The sequence below is a fragment of the Mycobacterium sp. 852014-52144_SCH5372336 genome, assembly GCF_001665615.1.
Lineage (GTDB): Bacteria > Actinomycetota > Actinomycetes > Mycobacteriales > Mycobacteriaceae > Mycobacterium > Mycobacterium neumannii_A.
Window position 1 is genome coordinate 114,017 of the sequence record NZ_LZSW01000043.1, and the last position, 18,073, is coordinate 132,089.

Annotated in this window: 14 protein-coding genes, 1 tRNA gene and 1 pseudogene; 11 read left to right on the forward strand and 5 right to left on the reverse strand. The window is 68.1% G+C overall.

Annotated features, from left to right (window positions below; genetic code table 11):
- The first annotated feature begins 19 nt into the window (after positions 1–19).
- The gene (locus tag A5759_RS10065; protein ID WP_068196893.1) at positions 20–1,096 is read left to right on the forward strand and encodes a TrkA family potassium uptake protein; all 1,077 of its coding nucleotides are present in this window, start codon (positions 20–22) and stop codon (positions 1,094–1,096) included.
- 10 nt (positions 1,097–1,106) lie between these two features.
- The gene (nudC, locus tag A5759_RS10070; RefSeq protein ID WP_068197112.1) at positions 1,107–2,033 is read left to right on the forward strand and encodes an NAD(+) diphosphatase; all 927 of its coding nucleotides are present in this window, start codon (positions 1,107–1,109) and stop codon (positions 2,031–2,033) included.
- A 4-nt stretch (positions 2,034–2,037) separates the two neighbouring features.
- Here the strand turns inward: nudC and A5759_RS10075 are convergent, their stop codons facing one another.
- Entirely contained in the window at positions 2,038–2,289 is a 252-nt protein-coding gene (locus tag A5759_RS10075) for a mycoredoxin (RefSeq protein ID WP_064417252.1), read from the reverse strand.
- Positions 2,290–2,372: 83 nt separating this feature from the next.
- On the opposite strand from A5759_RS10075, the gene A5759_RS10080 reads away from it, so the two are divergent.
- The 3 genes from A5759_RS10080 (at position 2,373) to A5759_RS10090 (ending at position 5,267) form a co-directional block, all read left to right on the forward strand.
- Positions 2,373–4,496, forward strand: coding sequence for an ATP-dependent DNA helicase UvrD2 (locus tag A5759_RS10080; RefSeq protein WP_068197116.1), 2,124 nt, complete (start codon positions 2,373–2,375; stop codon positions 4,494–4,496).
- 157 nt (positions 4,497–4,653) lie between these two features.
- Entirely contained in the window at positions 4,654–4,845 is a 192-nt protein-coding gene (locus tag A5759_RS10085) for a hypothetical protein (protein ID WP_068196897.1), read from the forward strand.
- 140 nt (positions 4,846–4,985) lie between these two features.
- The gene (locus A5759_RS10090; protein ID WP_068196900.1) at positions 4,986–5,267 is read left to right on the forward strand and encodes a WhiB family transcriptional regulator; all 282 of its coding nucleotides are present in this window, start codon (positions 4,986–4,988) and stop codon (positions 5,265–5,267) included.
- Positions 5,268–5,398: 131 nt separating this feature from the next.
- Here the strand turns inward: A5759_RS10090 and A5759_RS10095 are convergent, their stop codons facing one another.
- From A5759_RS10095 to A5759_RS10105, 3 genes are all read right to left on the reverse strand, one after another.
- On the reverse strand, positions 5,399–6,739 hold the full coding sequence (locus tag A5759_RS10095; RefSeq protein ID WP_068196903.1) for an AarF/ABC1/UbiB kinase family protein: 1,341 nt from the start codon (positions 6,737–6,739) through the stop codon (positions 5,399–5,401).
- 42 nt (positions 6,740–6,781) lie between these two features.
- Complete coding sequence (locus tag A5759_RS10100; RefSeq protein ID WP_068196906.1) at positions 6,782–7,612, reverse strand: cyclodehydratase; 831 nt, start codon at positions 7,610–7,612, stop codon at positions 6,782–6,784.
- 104 nt (positions 7,613–7,716) lie between these two features.
- The gene (locus A5759_RS10105) at positions 7,717–9,105 is read right to left on the reverse strand and encodes a zinc-dependent metalloprotease (RefSeq protein ID WP_068196909.1); all 1,389 of its coding nucleotides are present in this window, start codon (positions 9,103–9,105) and stop codon (positions 7,717–7,719) included.
- A 163-nt stretch (positions 9,106–9,268) separates the two neighbouring features.
- Here A5759_RS10105 and A5759_RS10110 point away from each other — a divergent pair, with 163 nt between their 5' ends.
- From A5759_RS10110 to A5759_RS10135, 6 genes and pseudogenes are all read left to right on the forward strand, one after another.
- Positions 9,269–10,291 (forward strand): PDZ domain-containing protein, encoded by a 1,023-nt coding sequence (locus A5759_RS10110; protein ID WP_068196911.1) that lies wholly within the window; start codon positions 9,269–9,271, stop codon positions 10,289–10,291.
- Between the two features lie 77 nt (positions 10,292–10,368).
- Positions 10,369–13,380 carry a UPF0182 family protein gene (locus tag A5759_RS10115; RefSeq protein ID WP_068196919.1) on the forward strand — a complete coding sequence of 1,004 codons (3,012 nt, stop codon included), beginning with the start codon at positions 10,369–10,371 and terminating at the stop codon, positions 13,378–13,380.
- Between the two features lie 204 nt (positions 13,381–13,584).
- Positions 13,585–13,658, forward strand: a tRNA-Met gene (locus A5759_RS10120).
- Between the two features lie 163 nt (positions 13,659–13,821).
- On the forward strand, positions 13,822–14,565 hold the full coding sequence (locus A5759_RS10125; protein WP_068196922.1) for an MBL fold metallo-hydrolase: 744 nt from the start codon (positions 13,822–13,824) through the stop codon (positions 14,563–14,565).
- A gap of 123 nt (positions 14,566–14,688) precedes the next feature.
- Positions 14,689–16,208, forward strand: a pseudogene (gene mbtM, locus A5759_RS10130) (long-chain-fatty acid--ACP ligase MbtM).
- A 30-nt stretch (positions 16,209–16,238) separates the two neighbouring features.
- Positions 16,239–16,991 (forward strand): S9 family peptidase, encoded by a 753-nt coding sequence (locus A5759_RS10135; protein WP_068197119.1) that lies wholly within the window; start codon positions 16,239–16,241, stop codon positions 16,989–16,991.
- Here A5759_RS10135 and A5759_RS10140 read toward each other — a convergent pair whose 3' ends face one another.
- A complete protein-coding gene (locus A5759_RS10140) occupies positions 16,992–17,963 on the reverse strand; it encodes an NADPH:quinone oxidoreductase family protein (RefSeq protein WP_068197122.1) in 972 nt (323 codons plus the stop codon).
- Positions 17,964–18,073: the final 110 nt, after the last annotated feature.

Below are 18,073 nucleotides of genomic sequence, written 5' to 3' on the forward strand. Positions count from 1 at the left end.
GGACCGGTAACGGGTCCTCGTGGCAAAAGGTAGGTTGCGGCGCCGGCTCGCCGCTATCGAGCAGGACCTGACTACACAGCCCGACTCGCGGCTCGTCGACATCCTGCGGATCCCAGAACCGTTCATCAGCCCGACCGAGCGGATCATCCGCCGCGTCGTCTACGCGACGCTGGCACTGATGGCCGCCGTGCTCATCGTGTATCTGGACCGCGACGGCTACCGCGACGTTCAGGACAACCAGCTGTCGTTCCTGGACTGCCTGTACTACGCGACGGTCTCGCTGTCGACGACCGGCTACGGCGACATCACCCCGTTCACCCCCGAAGCCCGGTTGATCAACGTCCTGGTGGTCACCCCGCTGCGTGTCGCCTTCCTCATCGTTCTCATCGGCACCACCGTCGAAACGCTGACCAGCCAGTCGCGCGCGGCATTGAAGATCCAGCGATGGAGGAGCAAAGTGCGCAACCACACCGTCGTCATCGGCTACGGCACCAAGGGCAGGACCGCGGTCGCCGCGATGGTCGGTGACGAGGTCGCACCCGCCGACATCGTCGTCGTCGACGAGAACGCGGGTGCTCTCGAACGGGCCCGCAGCGCCGGGTTGGTCACTGTCCACGGCGACGCGACCAAGGCCGACATCCTGCGCCTGGCCAGCGCCCAGCACGCGAAGTCGATCATCGTCGCCACCGACGACGACGCCAGCGCGGTGCTGGTCACCCTGACCGCGCGCGAACTGGCACCCAAGGCCAAGATCATCGCCGCGGCCCGCGAGTCCGACAACCAGCACCTGCTCAAGCAATCGGGCGCCGACTCGACGGTGGTATCGTCGGAAACCGCTGGCCGACTGCTCGGCATCGCCACCCAGACCCCCAGCGTCGTGCAGATCATGGAAGACCTGCTGACGCCGGACGCCGGTTTCGCGATCGCCGAGCGGGAGGTGACGCCCAAAGAGGTGGGCGGATCCCCACGACACCTGCACGACATCGTCCTCGGCGTCGTCCGCGGAGGGGAGTTGCTGCGCGTCGACTCACCGGAGGTGGACACGGTCGAGCCCGGCGATCGGCTGCTCTACATCCGCAATGCGGATGCCGAGTGACAGCCGAAAGATGACGCCGTTTCGTCTCCGCAACATACCGCTGCTGTCCCGAGTCGGCGCCGACCGCGCCGACGCCCTGCGTACCGATATCGACGCCGCTCTGGCCGGATGGCCCGACGCGCTGGTGCTGCGCGTCGACCGCCGCAACCAGGTGCTGATCGCCGACGGCAGCGTCGTTCTCGGCGAGGCATCCAAGCTGGGCGATCGGCCGCCGGAGAACGCGGTCTTCCTCGGCCGGCTCAACGACGGCAGGCATGTGTGGGGGATCCGCGGTGCGCTCGAGGGACCGGAGGACCCCCACACCGAAACCGAGGTGCTCGACCTGCGTCGGGCCGGGCAGGTGTTCGACGACGTCAGCGCGCAACTCGTCGCCACCGCAACGGCGTTGCTCAACTGGCATGACGGCGCGCGGTTCAGCCCCGTGGACGGTGCGCCGACCAAGCCCGTCAGGGCGGGGTGGGCGCGGGTCAACCCGCTCAACGGCCGCGAGGAGTATCCCCGCATCGACCCTGCGGTCATCTGCCTGGTGCACGACGGACACGACCGCGCGGTGCTGGCCCGCCAGGCGGTGTGGCCCGAGCGGCTGTTCTCGATCCTGGCCGGCTTCGTCGAGGCCGGTGAGTCGTTCGAGACCTGCGTGGCCCGCGAGATCTCCGAAGAGATCGGGCTGACGGTCACCGACGTGACCTACCTGGGCAGCCAGCCGTGGCCGTTTCCGCGGTCGTTGATGGTCGGGTTCCACGCCATCGGCGACCCCGAGCAGGAGATGTCGTTCAACGACGGCGAAATCGGCGAGGCCAGCTGGTTCACCCGAGCCGAGATCCGCGAGGCCCTCGACCACGGCGACTGGAGCAGCGACTCGCCGTCACGGCTGCTGCTGCCCGGGTCGATCTCGATCGCGCGGGAAATCATCGAGTCCTGGGCCGCGCTCGACTGATCCCTCAGCCGCCGAGCTTCGCCTTGACCTCACGTGCGGTCGGGTTCGTCAAGGTCGAACCGTCGGGCAGCTTCAGCGTCGGCACGGTCTGGTTGCCGCCGTTGGCGTTGGCGACGAACTCCGCAGCCGCGGGGTCCTTCTCGATGTCGACCTCGGCGAACGCGATGCCCTCGGCCTGCAGCGCCTTCTTCAGACGCACGCAGTAGCCACACCAGGTGGTGGTGTACATGATCACGGGAGTCTGTGCTGCGCTCATAAGGCGTTCAACGTATCCGATGAACCGAACATGCCCGACGCCATACCGGTCATTTGTCACCGGCCCCTGCCAAGATGGACCGCATGTCGGTAGAGGTCGCTTCGGTGGGTAGCCGCCCGGACACCGTCGACGACCTCGACGACGAGCAGCGGGAGGCGGTGCTCGCCCCGCGCGGTCCGGTGTGCGTGCTCGCCGGCGCGGGCACCGGTAAGACCCGCACGATCACCAGGCGCATCGCCCACCTGGTCGCGGCGGGCCACGTCGCTCCCGGGCAGGTTCTCGCGGTCACCTTCACCCAGCGCGCGGCCGGTGAGATGCGGGCCCGGTTGCGTGCGCTCGACGCGGCCTTCGGCGGCGTCGGCACCGGTTCGGTGCAGGCGATGACGTTTCACGCCGCCGCGCGCCGCCAGCTGTCTTACTTCTGGCCCCGCGTCGTCGGCAACACCACGTGGGAACTCCTCGACACCAAATTCGCGGTGGTGGCCCAAGCCGCCAACCGGGCCCGGCTGTCGACCAGCACCGACGACGTGCGCGACCTCGCCGGCGAGATCGAGTGGGCCAAGGCGTCGCTGATCAGTCCCGAGGACTATCCGGACGCGGTCGCACAGGTCGGCCGCGACATCCCGTTCGACGCGGCGAAGGTGGCCGCCGTCTACACCGGCTACGAGGCGCTCAAGGCCCGCAGCGACGGGACCACGCTGCTCGACTTCGACGACCTGCTGCTGCACACCGCCGCGGCAATCGAGAACGACGCCGCGGTGGGCCAGGAGTTCCGCGATCGCTACCGCTGCTTCGTCGTCGACGAGTACCAGGACGTGACGCCCCTGCAGCAGCGGGTGCTTGACGCCTGGCTCGGCGAGCGCGACGACCTCACCGTCGTCGGCGACGCCAACCAGACCATCTACTCCTTCACCGGCGCCACCCCCCGCTACCTCCTCGACTTCTCCCGGCGCTTCCCCGACGCGGCGGTGGTCCGCCTGGAACGCGACTACCGCTCGACCCCGCAGGTGGTGTCGCTGGCCAACCGGGTCATCGCCGGTGCGCGCGGCCGGATGGCGGGCAGCAAGCTGCACCTGGTCGGGCAGCGCGATCCCGGCCCCGCGCCCAGGTTCGCCGAATATCCCGACGAGGTCGCCGAGGCCAAGGCGGTGGCCAAGAACATCAAACGGCTTCTCGAATCCGGCACCGAACCGGCCGAGATCGCGGTGCTCTACCGCATCAACGCCCAGTCGGAGGTCTACGAGGAGGCGCTCACCGAAGCCGGCGTCCCGTTCCAGGTGCGCGGCGGCGAAGGGTTCTTCAGCCGCCAGGAGATCCGCCAGTCGCTGGTGGCGTTGCAGCGCGCGGCCGAACGCGACCTCGACGGACCCCTACCCGAGGTCGTGCGGACGGTGCTCGAACCGCTCGGGCTCACCGCCGAGCCGCCGCCGGGCACCAAGGCGAGGGAACGATGGGAAGCGCTGACATCGCTGGCCGAACTCGTCGACGAGGAAGTTGCGCTGCGTCCCACCCTCGACCTGCGCGCACTGCTCGTCGAACTGCGCCAGCGCGCCGACGCGCGCCACGCTCCGGTCGTGCAGGGCGTCACGCTCGCCTCGCTGCACGCGGCGAAGGGCTTGGAGTGGGATGCGGTGTTCCTGGTCGGCCTCGCCGACGGCACGCTGCCCATTTCCCACGCCCTCGCACACGGTCCCGACAGCGAGGCGGTCGAAGAGGAACGCCGGCTGCTCTACGTCGGAATTACCAGGGCGCGTGTGCATTTGGCGCTCAGCTGGGCGCTCGCCCGGGCTCCCGGCGGACGGCAGAGCCGCAAACCGTCGCGGTTCCTCAACGGCATCGCGCCGCAGTCGTCGAACACCAGCGACATGACGACCAAACCTCGACGTGCGCGCGGCGCCACCCCCCGCTGTCGGGTGTGCAACAGCGTGTTGACCGCACCGGCCGCGATCATGTTGCGCCGCTGCGAAACCTGCCCGTCCGACATCGACGAGCAGCTGCTCAGCAACCTCAAGGACTGGAGATTGCGCACCTCCAAGGAGATGAGCGTGCCGGCGTATGTGGTGTTCACCGACAACACACTGATCGCGATCGCCGAGACGCTGCCCACCGACGACGCCGCGCTGGTCGCGATCCCGGGCATCGGGGCACGCAAGCTCGAGCAGTACGGCGCCGATGTGCTCGCCCTCGTCAAGAGCCGGACCCGGTAGGCGGGCGAGGACAGGCCGGCGACACACACGGCCAAACGTCGTAAAGATCGCGCCAAACCCGCTGGTCAAAAAATCAATTGTCAGCCGCCGCTGTTACGCTTAGCCTCAACATCACACCGCTTGGGTGTCTTTTTGTGCGAAAGGAGGGACCGACATCATGGGTAGCAACTACGCGATCACCGGCGTAGCCGTTGCTGGCATGACGCGGACCCTCCATGTCGCCGCCGCTGCGGCGCATCCCGCGTTCGCCGCCGCGCACCCCGCCGGTGCCGCCGCTGCCATCACCCCGCAGCGCAAGCGCCGCGCCGCCGCCGCGACTGTGTCGTCCGTCGATCGGGGCACCACCTAGGTAAGCCCACGATTTCGCCGAGAAGGCCACGGACCCGCAGTCGGATCCGTGGCCTTGGTCTTTTGGACACCACGCCAAAGCCCTGGTCCCGGATCCAGCAAGGAAAAGATTCGAAACCCACGACCAGGGAAGGACTGGACATGTCACTCGGGACATGCCGAGAGAAGACGAAGCTGGCGGTGCCGTGTCACAGGGGCGATCCCGATATGTGGTTCGCCGAGAATCCCGTCGAACTCGAACGCGCCAAGGCGCTGTGCGCAGAGTGCCCGATCCGGCGTGAGTGCCTGGCCGCAGCGCTGGAACGGCAAGAGCCGTGGGGTGTTTGGGGCGGCGAGATCCTCGAACGGGGCACCGTCATCGCGCGCAAGCGCCCACGTGGCCGGCCGCGCAAGAACGGCGTCGGGAACCCGGCAGCCGCATAGCCGCACACGGGCGACCTGCGCGCGCTCGATTGTGAATCTGGCGACGCTCAACCCACGAAATGCGTCGTCAGATTCACGATCCGTACCGAGGGCGGGCTGGGCGCATCCGACGCGCGCGGGGAGGCGGGGCGTCAGGCGGCTTCGTCGGCGAAGCCCGGAATCAGTTCGGTGGCAAGCCTTCTGGCCGGAACGTGCGCATCGAGCTGGCAGGCGATCGCGACGTTGGACGCGATCACCCGCATCGGAATCGCGAGCTTGGCCGGGATGTCCATCTGCCGTGCGGCCTTGATCTGGCCTGCGGCGCGCTCGGGGCGCATGTTGGCGGTCGTGATCCGCTGCAGCCACTTGCGGTTGTAGTGGAAGACCTCGACCTCGAGCGGTTCGACGTACTGGCGCATCATGTCGTCCATCTCGCGCTTGGACACCTGCTCACCCTTCTGGATGAAGCCGATGCTCTGCATCGTGGTGAGCAGGTTGTCGTAGTCGTCGTTGAGCGCATAGCGCGTCGCCAAACCGATCTCGATCGGAATACCGCCGGGCATCGGGGCCACCGCGCCGAAGTCGATGACACCCATCTTCTCGTCGGGCAACAGCATGAAGTTGCCGGGATGGGTGTCCCCGTGCATCATCTCAAGCCGGCGAGGCGCGTCGTAGGTCAGCTCGAAAAGCCTGGTGCCCATCAGGTCTCGTTGTTCTTGGGTGCCCTCGCGGATGATCACCGACATCGGCACACCCTCGATCCACTCCTGGATCACGACCTTGGGCGCGCTGGCCACGATGCGGGGAACCACGAAGCGCGGGTGGCCTTCGTAGGCCTTGGCGAACGCGCGCTGGTTGTCGGCCTCCAGCCGGTAGTCGAGCTCCATCTCGGTGCGCTCGATGAGCTCTTTGACCACACTGTCGACGTCGGCGCCCGGGGACAGTTGCTTGAGCACGCCCACCATGCGCTGCATCGTTTTCAGGTCGGCCCGCAGCGCCTCGTCGGCGCCGGGGTACTGGATCTTGACCGCGACCTCGCGGCCGTCCGACCACACCGCCTTGTGGACCTGGCCGATGCTGGCCGCCGCCACTGGCTTGTCATCAAACGACGCGAACCGCTCCCGCCACTTGGTGCCCAGTTGCGCGTTGAGCACCCGGTGCACCTTGGCGGCGGGCAGCGGCGGGGCTTCCCGCTGCAGCTTGGTCAGCGCCTCGCGGTACGGCTTGCCGTACTGCTCGGGGATCGCGGCCTCCATCACCGACAGCGCCTGCCCCACTTTCATCGCGCCGCCCTTGAGCTCGCCGAGCACGGTGAAAAGCTGCTGAGCGGCCTTGTCCATCAGTTCGGCGTTGACCTCGTCTTTCGACCGTCCGGTCAATCGTTTGCCGAAGCCCAAGGCGGCCCGGCCGGCCATACCGACGGGCAAGCTCGCCAGCTTGGCGTTGCGCGCGGCCCGGCCCCGCTTGATCTCACTCACCAGACCATCATCCATGACGCGGTTGCCCGCAGCGCAACGACTTGCCAACGGCCGATGTCAACATGCGCAGCGCGGATGCCGCGACCACCGCCGCGCCACCACCGAACCCACATTGACGTCGAACTCCAACGTGGTGTCCAGCGTCGGCGGCGGTTCGGGGGAGTCGTCGACGTCGACGCCGCCCTGCACCGCGGCAAGGACCCGGTCGACCTGGTTGAGCGCCAGCGCCGCGGTGGCCAGCACCGTGGCCCGGTCGGCGCTGCCGACGGTGTGGCGCAGCTGCGCCGCGACGGCAGGCCACGCCGCGTCCCGGTCGCTGCGATGCAGGTCCGCGCAGGCCAAACAACTCGTCACACCCGGAAGGACCAGCGGCCCGACCAGCCCGACACCGTCGCGCACACGCACGGGCAGGTGCGCGACCCCGACCGCATGCAGTTCGCGCACCATACGCGGATCGGCCACCAGATAGTCGGTGAGAACCACGAGATCGGTCGGCTCCGACGGCGCACCGGTGTCGGTACGGGTGCTGAGGCTCAGGCGCGCACCCGAACAACGCAGCGCCGCGGCGAGCAGATCCGACAACGGCCCGCGCCCGTGAATGCGGACCGCGGCCGAACGGCCACGCCGGCGGGCGGCGGCGGTGACGACACCGGCGTCGACCAACGACGTCAGCAGGTTCTTGACGACCGCGCCGTCGGGGGCGAGCGCCGCAAGGTCGGCCACCCGTGCACCGGACTGCAGGCGGCGCAGCATGTCGGCCAGCGTCGCCGTGGGCAGTCCGGCCGGCGGGCGGATCACGACGGCGCGCCGCGGGTCCCAGCCCACCTGCACGGCACCGTCGGGGCGTAGCAGCACCGGCGTCGCGGCGCTCAACGCATAGCGCGTCATCGATCGAGCGTGCCACGCCGGCGGCCGGTCACCGCCGGTTATCCACAGGCGCGATTTGGGTGCGCGTGGTGGCGCTGGGCGCGACGGACTACACCCGAACCGAGCTAGCGGTCTTCGTCCTTGCCGTTCTCCGGTTTCTGGATGTCTTTCTCGAGATCGGCGATCGCCTCCTCGATGGCGCTGTCCATCCCGCTGGTGTCGCCGCCGATCATCCGGTCGATGAACCCGGCCGGTTCGTCGAGATCCTTTGCGCTGGGCAGCAGGTCGGGGTGCTGCCACACTGCGTCGCGGCGGTCGGAGCCGACGGCCTCGGTCAACCTCTCCCACAACGCGGCGGCCTCGCGCATCTTGCGCGGACGCAACTCCAGGCCGACCAGGGTCGCGAACGTCTGCTCGGCGGGCCCGCCGGTGCCGCGGCGTCTGCGCAGCATCTCCGCCAGCGCCGACGTGCCGGGGATGCGGTCGCCGAGCGCGTCGGAGACGACGGTCTGCACCCAACCCTCGATCAGCGCGAGCAGCGTTTCCAGCCGCTCGAGCGCCGCGGTCTGCTCCGGCGTCGCCTTCGGCTCGAAGATGCCCTGGTTGAGCAGCTGTTCCATCTGAGCCGGGTCGGTCAGCGCGGCAGGGTTGAGGCCGGATGCCAGTTCCTCGATGCCGCTCATGTCGATCTTCATCCCGCGGGCGAACGCCTCGACCGCGTTGAGCAGCTGGCTGGCCAGCCATGGCACGTGGCTGAACAGGCGGTGGTGTGCGGCCTCGCGGGCGGCCAGGAACGTCAGGATCTCGCTACGCGGCTGCTCGAGACCCTCCGACAGCGACTCGACCGCCTCGGGCATCAGCGCGGCCACGCCCTTGGGGCCCAAGGGCAGCCCGATGTCGGTGGAGGTCAACACTTCTCGCGACAGCTTGCCCAGCGCCTGACCTAGCTGTGAGCCGAACGCCATGCCGCCCATCTGCGTCATCATCGACAGCAGCGGACCAGCCATGGTGCGCGCCTCCTCGGGAAGCGCCGACACCCACACCGTGGAGATCTGTTCGGCGACCGGGTCGCACAGCCGCTTCCACCTGTCGAGGGTGTTGTCGATCCAGTCCGTCGGCGTCCAGGCCACCGATTTGCTGGTGCCCGCGGGAAGTGCTGTCACGCCGTCGAGCCAGGTCTCGGCCAGGTGCACGGCGTCGACGATCGCCGCGGAGGTCTTCTCCGGAATTGGCGCGACGAAACCGATCTGGCTCGACGCCAACTGGCGGGCCAGGTCGTAGTTCACCGGTCCCGATTGTTTGCCGCCGGCCATCGCGCTGCCGGCGCCGCTGAACATCTCGCCGAGCTTGCTGAAGATCTGCCCCAGCTGGGACATGTCGAATTCGGATCCGCCTTGAAACCCCATGCCGAACGGGTCGCCGGGCCCCCCGGATCCGGAGTCGGGATCCTTCTTGCGCTTGTCGCGCTCGGGGTCGTCGTCGCCGGCGGAGAAGCCGAAAGGCACGTCAGCCATGCCCCCAACGGTACCCACCAGGGCGGGGCCTCGTGGGTGGGCGCCTCACGCTGACAGCGAACCCGCCCTGGACCGCCCGTTTCCGGGTTGCGGCGGGATGACAGGCCCGCCGACGGACGTCGTGGGCACGGTCGCGTGCAGTGCAACCTTTAGATTGGGCGGCGTGAACAGGCGGACTTTGACGTTGATCGTCGCGCTCGTGCCGATTCTGGTGTTCGGCGTGCTGGTGTCGGCGGTGACGGTGCCCTTCGTCTCCCTGGGTCCTGGGCCGACGTTCAACACGCTCGGCGAGTTCGACGGTAAGCCGGTCGTCGAGATCGAAGGCACCGATGTCTATCCGACCTCGGGGCACCTGAACATGACGACGGTGTCGCAGCGCGATCAGCTCAGGCTGGGCGAGGCGATGGCGCTGTGGCTGTCGGGCCGCGAACAACTCGTCCCACGTGACCTGGTCTACCCGCCGGACAAGACCCGCGAAGAGGTCGACGAGGCCAACACCACCGATTTCCGCAACTCCGAACGCAGCGCCGAGTACGCCGCACTGCATTTTCTGGAGTTCCCGATGGCGGTGACGGTGGAAAACGTCAACAATCCGGGCCCGTCGGCGGGAAAGCTGCGCGACGGTGACGCGATCGACGCCGTCAACGGCACGCCGGTGACCACACTCGAGGAGTTCCAGGCCCTCTTGAAGGACACCAAGCCCGGCGACACCGTGAAGCTGGACTACCGCCGCAAGGACGCGCCGTCCGGCGTCGCCACCATCACGCTGGGCAAGCACCCCGATCGCGACCAGGGTCTCCTCGGCATCGGTGTGCTCGACGCGCCGTGGGCTCCGTTCTCGATCGACTTCAACCTCGAAAAGATCGGCGGCCCGTCGGCGGGCTTGATGTTCTCGCTGGCGGTGGTCGACAAGCTGACCACCGGCGACCTCAACGGCGGGAAGTTCGTCGCGGGCAGCGGCACCATCAGCGGAGACGGCGAGGTCGGCTCGATCGGCGGCATCACCCACAAGATGCTGAGCGCGCGCGAGGAGGGCGCCACCATCTTCCTGGTGCCCGCCGACAACTGCGAAGAGGCCAAGACCGCGCCGCAGGACGGTATGGAACTGGTCAAGGTCGACACCCTGTCGCAAGCCGTCGACGCGTTGAAGACCTTGTCCGCCGGTGGCGAACGCCCCCATTGTTAGGTCACCGGCGAAACGCCGTTGCGTAGAGTTGGGGCCACGTCGAGCACGACGTACAGGAACTGGACTGGAGTCAACGAGTGGGTATGCGGCCCGCGGCACGAATGCCGAAGCTGACACGACGTAGCCGAATTCTCATCGCGCTGGGAGCCGTGATCGTGCTCCTGTTGTTGATCGGCCCGCGGCTGATCGACACCTACGTCGACTGGCTGTGGTTCGGCGAACTCGGCTACCGCTCGGTCTTCACCACGGTGCTGTTCACCCAGATCCTGCTGTTCCTCGTCGTGTCGCTGGTGATCGGTTCGATCCTGTTCGCGGGGCTGGCGCTGGCCTACCGGACCCGGCCGGTGTTCGTGCCGACCAACGGCCCCAACGACCCGGTCGCGGCCTACCGCACCGCGGTGATGGCGCGGCTGCGCCTCGTCGGCTTCGGGGTCCCCGCGCTCATCGGCTTGTTCGTCGGGTTGTTCGCGCTGGGCCAGTGGGAGACCGTCCAGTTGTTCCTGCACGGCAACAGCTTCGGGATCACCGACCCGCAGTTCGGCAAGGATCTGGGCTTCTACGCCTTCGACCTGCCGTTCTACCGGATGGTCCTGAACTACCTGTTCGTCGCGACCTTCCTGGCCTTCATCGGAAACCTGTTGGGCCACTATCTGTTCGGCGGTATCCGGCTCTCGGGCCGCGCCGGTGCGTTGAGCCGTGCCGCGCGCATCCAGTTGATCACCCTGGTCGGCATCCTGATGCTGCTCAAGGCGATCGCGTACTGGATGGACCGCTACGAGCTGCTGAGCCACACCCGCGGCGGCAAGCCGTTCACCGGTGCGGGCTACACCGACATCAACGCGGTGCTGCCCGCCAAGCTGATCCTGATGGCGATCGCCGTGATCTGCGCGGCCGCGGTGTTCTCGGCGATCGTGCTGCGCGACCTTCGGATCCCGGCGATCGGCGTGGTGCTGTTGCTGCTCTCGTCGCTGGTTGTCGGCGCGGGCTGGCCACTCGTCGTCGAGCAGTTCAGCGTCAAACCGAATGCGGCGCAGAAGGAAAGCGAATACATCGGCCGAAGCATCTCGGCGACCAGACAGGCCTACGGGCTCACCGACGACGTGGTGAGCTATCGCGACTATCCGGGTAACGCCCCCGCGACCGCAGCCCAGGTGGCCGCTGACCGCGCCACGACGTCGAACATCCGCGTGCTCGACCCCAACATCGTCAGCCCGGCATTCACCCAGTTCCAGCAGGGCAAGAACTTCTACTACTTCCCCGACCAGCTGAACATGGATCGGTACCGGGATGAGGACGGCAACCTGCGCGACTATGTGGTCGCCGCGCGCGAACTCAATCCCGACCGGTTGATCGACAACCAGCGCGACTGGATCAACCGCCACTCGGTCTACACCCACGGCAACGGTTTCATCGCCTCGCCGGCCAACACCGTGCGCGGCGTGGCCAACGACCCCAACCAGAACGGTGGCTACCCGGAGTTTTTGGCCAGTGTGGTCGGCGCGAACGGTGAGGTGATCTCACCCGGACCCGCCCCGCTGGCCCAGCCCCGCATCTACTACGGCCCCGTCATCGCCAACACCCCGGCCGACTACGCCATCGTCGGGGAGAACGGTGCGCCGCGGGAGTACGACTATGAGAACAACGTCGAGACCCGCAACTACACCTACACCGGTGAGGGCGGCGTTCCGATCGGGAGCTGGCTGACGCGCAGCGTGTTCGCCGCGAAGTTCGCCGAGCGAAACTTCTTGTTCTCCAACGTGATCGGAGAGAACAGCAAGCTCCTGTTCAACCGCGACCCGGCCAAGCGGGTCGAGGCGGTGGCGCCGTGGCTGACCACCGACACCGCGGTCTACCCGGCCATCGTCAACGAGCGCATCGTCTGGATCGTCGATGGCTACACCACGCTGGACAACTACCCGTACTCGGAGTTGACGACGTTGTCCTCGGCCACCGTGGACTCCAACGAGGTGGCGCTGAACCGGCTGCAGCCCGACAAGCAGGTGTCCTACATCCGCAACTCGGTCAAGGCCACCGTCGACGCCTACGACGGCACGGTGTCGCTGTACGCGCAGGATGAAGACGATCCGGTGCTGCAGGCGTGGATGAAGGTGTTCCCGGGCACGGTCAAGCCCAAGAGCGAGATCTCCGATGAACTGCAGGAGCATCTGCGCTATCCGGAAGACCTGTTCAAGGTGCAGCGCGCACTGCTGGCGAAGTACCACGTCGACGACCCGATCACGTTCTTCTCGACGTCGGACTTCTGGGATGTTCCGCTGGATCCCAACCCGACCGCGAGCAGCTATCAGCCGCCGTACTACATCGTGGCCAAGGACCTTGCGGCCAACGACCGTGCGGCATCGTTCCAGTTGACCAGTGCGATGAACCGGTTCCGCCGCGACTTCCTGGCCGCGTTCATGAGTGCCAGTTCCGACCCGGACACCTACGGCAAGATCACCGTGTTGACGATCCCGGGACAGGTCAACGGTCCCAAGCTGGCGTTCAACGCGATCAGCACGGATACCGCGGTGTCCCAGGACCTCGGTGTCATCGGCCGCGACAACCAGAACCGCATCCGGTGGGGCAACCTGCTGACGCTGCCGGTCGCCGAGGGTGGATTGCTGTATGTCGCACCGGTATACGCCTCACCCGGGGCCAGCGACGCCGCGTCCTCGTACCCGCGCCTGATCCGCGTGGCGATGATGTACAACGACAAGGTCGGCTACGGCCCGACGGTGCGCGACGCGCTGATCGAGTTGTTCGGTCCCGGCGCGGACGCCACGGCCACCGGCCCCGCGCCGATCGCGGGCACCGGCGGCGAGCAGCCCGCGGCGCAGCCACCGGCCGACGGTGAAGTTCCGACGGCTCGCCCGCCGGCCAACCAGCAGGGCCGGACGCCGCCGCCGCCGGCGGCGGCGGTGCCGCCGGGCGGACCGGTCGAGCTGTCGGGTGCGAAAGCCGCTGCGCTGCAAGAGGTCAACACGGCGCTCGATGGGCTGCGCCAGGCACAGCAGGGCGGTAACTTCGCCGAGTTCGGCGAGGCGCTGCAACGCCTCGACGATGCGATGGAGAAATACCAGTCCGCGAGCTGACACACGCCAAGCCGCTAGCGCTCTCTTGCCGCGCCGCGACCGGCCGTGTTTGCACCGCGACACGCCGACATAGTGCGTACATTTGCGGTCGCTCGCGGGGCGCCAACGGCCCATGCAATCGCAGGCGTGACGCGATTCACCACCATCGGTGACCGCGCGATTTGGAACTGCGCGAGCGCCTTCGGTAACGTTGCGTTCACCCGACGCGGGGTGGAGCAGCTCGGTAGCTCGCTGGGCTCATAACCCAGAGGTCGCAGGTTCGAATCCTGTCCCCGCTACTAGGTGGAACGGCCCTCGGAGGACACTCCGGGGGCCGTTTCTATTGGCTTCTCACTGGCTTCTTGATGGCTACGCCACCCCCGCAACCGTCGGCCCGATGCTTGCCGCAGGAGAGTCCCGCACCGCACACTTCTCACGTGGACCCCACCGAAGGATGCTGCGATGGCGTTGGTCGTTGATCCGCTCGACGACATCGGGGTGATCCGCCTCTCCCGGTGGATCTTCAACTGCTACCTGATCCGTGGCGACCGCGGCGTTGTCGTGGTCGACGCGGGCATGCCCGGCAGCGCCGACGACGTCGCGGGCGTGCTGTCGGTCTACCGCGGCACCGTCAGCGCGGTCGCGGCCACCCACGGCCACAGCGACCACGTCGCCGGGGCGCCGCGACTGGCCGCCGAACACAGCGTGGCGCTACATCTTCCCGAGGTCACTCTCAGCTATCTGGACGGTACGCGGCAACCCCGCACCCCGGCGCTGAACAAGATCGTCCAGATCTGGCCGACCCTGATCAGCCAGCCGATGGACCTGACCGGGCTGCGCGGCTTCGCCGACGGTCCCCGCATCGCCGGGTACGGCGGAAGTAAGGGGATGGTCGGTGACGCCCTTGGCGGGGCGCGACCGCTGGCAGACGGTCAGCAGCTGCCCGGCGCGCCGGGCTGGGAGGTGCTGCACGTGCCCGGCCACACCGACGACTCGACCGCGTTCTGGCATGCCGACAGTCGGACCCTGATCTCCGGCGACGCGGTGCTCAGCGCGGGCGGGCAAGCCTGGTTCACCCCCGAGACCGTCGACACCGCCGCCGCGAAACTCAGCGAGCAGCGCATGCGCGAGCTGCCCGTCGAACACCTACTGCCCGGCCACGGTCTGCCGGTGCACCGGGTCGACGTCTGGGCCGATGCCCGCTGAAGCTGGCCTAGGAACGAAGCCTCCCACCCCGTAGGATCACCGCAAATTCCCGTAAGTTAGCTTAGGCGATATTTACTAGACCGAAAATCGCGAATTGAGCGGGTAAGTACTGCGAGGTTATCTATGAAATCGTTGGCTGCGACCTTTGCCGAGCGGTTGACCAGCTCCGATAACAGCCTCTACGTCTTCGACGACGGCACATGGACGCGCCAGCCGTGGCCGGAAGTGCACGCCCGCGCGGAGAACGTCGCCGACTGGCTGCTCAACGAGGAAGTGGCCGCGCTCGGCCTGGCGAACGAGCCCACCGTCGAACTCATCGCGGCCATCCTCGGCGCCTTCCAGGCCGGCGTGCCGGTGACCATCGCGCCCGGCCCCGTCCGCGGCGCCGACGCCGACAAGTGGGCGCAATCCACGGTGGCCCGGTTCGCGGGCATGGGCGTCAGCCACGTGCTCAGCCGGGGGCGTCAGCTGGAGCAACTCGGCCTCGTCGACAGCGGTCCGATCGTCAAGGAACTGGTTCGGTTGCCCCGCTAACCCGATCGACGAACTTCCGGCGACCCGACCGAGCCGCCGACATCGCGATCCTGCAGGGCACAGCAGGCTCCACAGGCGTGCCGCGCGCGGTGCAGCTGTCACCGGGCGCGGTGCTCGCCAACCTCGACGGTCTGAACACGCGGATCGGGGTCGGGCCGGGTGACGTCGGCTGTTCCTGGCTGCCGCTGTACCACGACATGGGTCTGAGCTTCGTGCTCGCCGGGGCGTTGGCCGGCATCGACGTGTGGCAGGCACCGACCGCGGCGTTTCAGGCCTCGCCGTTTCGGTGGCTGAACTGGCTCACCGAGGGCCGCGCCACGATCACCGCTGCGCCGAACATGGCCTACGGCCTGATCGGGAAGTACTCGCGACGCGTCACCGACGTCGACCTTTCTGACCTGCGGTTCGCGCTCAACGGCGGCGAACCCGTCGACTGCGCGCTCACCGCGCGCTTCGCCGAGGAGATGGCCCGATTCGGATTCGACGCGGGCGCGCTCGCGCCCTCCTACGGCTTGGCCGAATCCACCTGTGCGGTAACGGTTCCCGAACCCGGTAGCGGGCTGATCGTCGACGACGCCGGTCATGCGCTACTGGGCGAGCCGATACCCGGCATGGCGGTGCGCGTCGATGAGCGCGGGGACGACAAGGTCGGCGAGATCTTGATCCGCGGTACCTCGATGATGACGGGCTACCGCGGTGACGCACCGTTGCATCGCGACGACTGGTTCGCCACAGGCGATCTCGGCTACCTCGTCGACGGCAGCCTCGTGGTGTGCGGACGCGCCAAGGAACTGATCACCGTCGCCGGCCGCAACATCTTCCCCGCAGAGGTCGAGCGGGTGGCCGCCGGTGCGTCCGGTGTGCGCGAAGGCGCCGTGGTGGCCGTCGGCGTGGGGGAGCGCTCGATCCGTCCGGGTGTCGCGATCGTCGCGGAGTTCCGCGGGCCCGACGAGGCGGGGTCGCGCGCCGACCTCATCGAGCGCGTCGCATCCGAATGCGGTGTGGTGCCCACCGAGGTCGTCTTCGTCAAACCCGGTACTCTGCCGCGAACCTCGTCGGGCAAGCTGCGCAGGCTCGAGGTGAAACGCGACCTGCTGCAGCAGCAGTGAGCTCGCGGGCCACGTGACAGGATGACGCGCGTGGGTGAACGCGTCAGCTTCGCAAGCGCCAGTGGACCCGCACTGGCGGGCGTGCTCGATCTTCCCGACGGTGACGTACGCGGCTGGGGCGTCTTCGCCCACGGGTTCACGCTCGGCAAGGACTCGCCGGCGGCCAGCCGGATCTGCAAGCAACTCGCCGCCGGGGGCATCGGCATGCTGCGGTTCGACAACCTCGGTCTTGGCGACTCGGAGGGCGACTGGAGCGACGGGTCGTTCTCGCACAAGGTCGCCGACACCGTGCGCGCCGTGGAGTTCATGAACTCCGAGGGCCGCGAGGTGCGCCTGCTGGTCGGACATTCCTTCGGCGGCTCGGCCGTCATCGCCGCCGCCCACGACTGCCCGACGGTGAAGGCGGTCGCCACCATCGCGGCCCCCTACGAACCCGCCCACGTCGAACGGATCTACGACGCGGTCGTGGAGCGGATCGAGGAAGAGGGGGAGGCGCAGTTCCGCATCGGCGGCAAGGCGCTGACGCTGAAGCGGCACTTCGTCGAAGACGTCCGCAATGCCGACCTCCGCGAGCGCATCCACAACCTGCGCCGAGCCCTTCTGGTGATGCATTCGCCGACCGACAACACCGTGGGCATCGCCAACGCCAGCGAGATCTTCCAGTGCGCGCGTCACCCGCGCAGCTTCGTCTCACTCGAAGGCGCCGATCACCTGCTCACCGAAAAGGATCAGGCAGCACGTGCGGCGCGGATCGTCAGCGCCTGGGCCGACCCTTACCTGTAGTCACCGGACGGCGACGACGACCTTGCCCTTCGCCGAGCGATCCTCGAGCGCGGCGATCGCGTCGGCGGCCCGCTCTAACGGGAACACCTGCGGTTGCGGCGCCGACACCTTGCCCGACGCCAGGAGCGGTTCGAGTTCGGCCCACTGCTCGGCGAGGTAATTGGGATGGGTGAAAGTCCAAGCGCCCCAACCGACTCCGACCGCATCGACGTTGTTGAGCAGCAACCGGTTCACCTTGACGGTGGGAATCTCGCCGCCGGTGAAGCCGACCACGAGCAGCCGTCCGCCCGGGGCCAGCGAGCGCAGCGAGTCGGTGAACCGATCCCCGCCGACCGGATCGACGACGATGTCCACACCGCGGCCCTCGGTCAGCTCCTTGACCTTGTCCTTGAACCCCTCGACCGGCACGACGTCGGTCGCGCCTGCCGCCGTGGCCACCGCACCCTTCTCCTCGGTGCTCACCACCGCGATCACCCGAGAGGCACCCCATGCCGGCGCCAACCGCAGCGTCGACGTGCCGATGCCGCCTGCGGCCCCGTGCACCAGCACGGTCTCGCCCTCGGCCAGCCGGCCGCGGGTACGCAACGCGTGGTGCATCGTGAGGTCGTTGAAGAGCAGGCCCGCACCGGCCTCGAAGGAGACGTTGTCGGGCAGCTTGAAGACGCGCTCGGCGGGCAGTGCGACGACCTCGGCCATCGCGCCGCAGAGCATCGTCAACGCCGCGACGCGATCGCCGGCCTTCACATGTGCGCCGTCCGGCGCGCTGCGCACCACGCCGGCGACCTCACCGCCCGGCGTGTAGGGCAGCTCCGGCTTGTACTGATAGAGCCCGCGCGACTGCAGCACATCGGGAAACGCGACCCCGGCCGCGTGCACCTCGATGACGACCGCGCCGTCGCCGTCCGGCTCGTCGACCTCGACGAGTTTGGCGGCTTGTGGTCCGTCGAGGCTGGCAATCTGAATCGCGCGCATGCCCGCCATTTAACTCGACTCGACTGCCGGGCCTCCGCCGCGGCACCGATAGTCGCCAAAACGCGGCGGGGGGTGCCGCAGGAAGCGCACACTGTTAGATAAGCTCACTT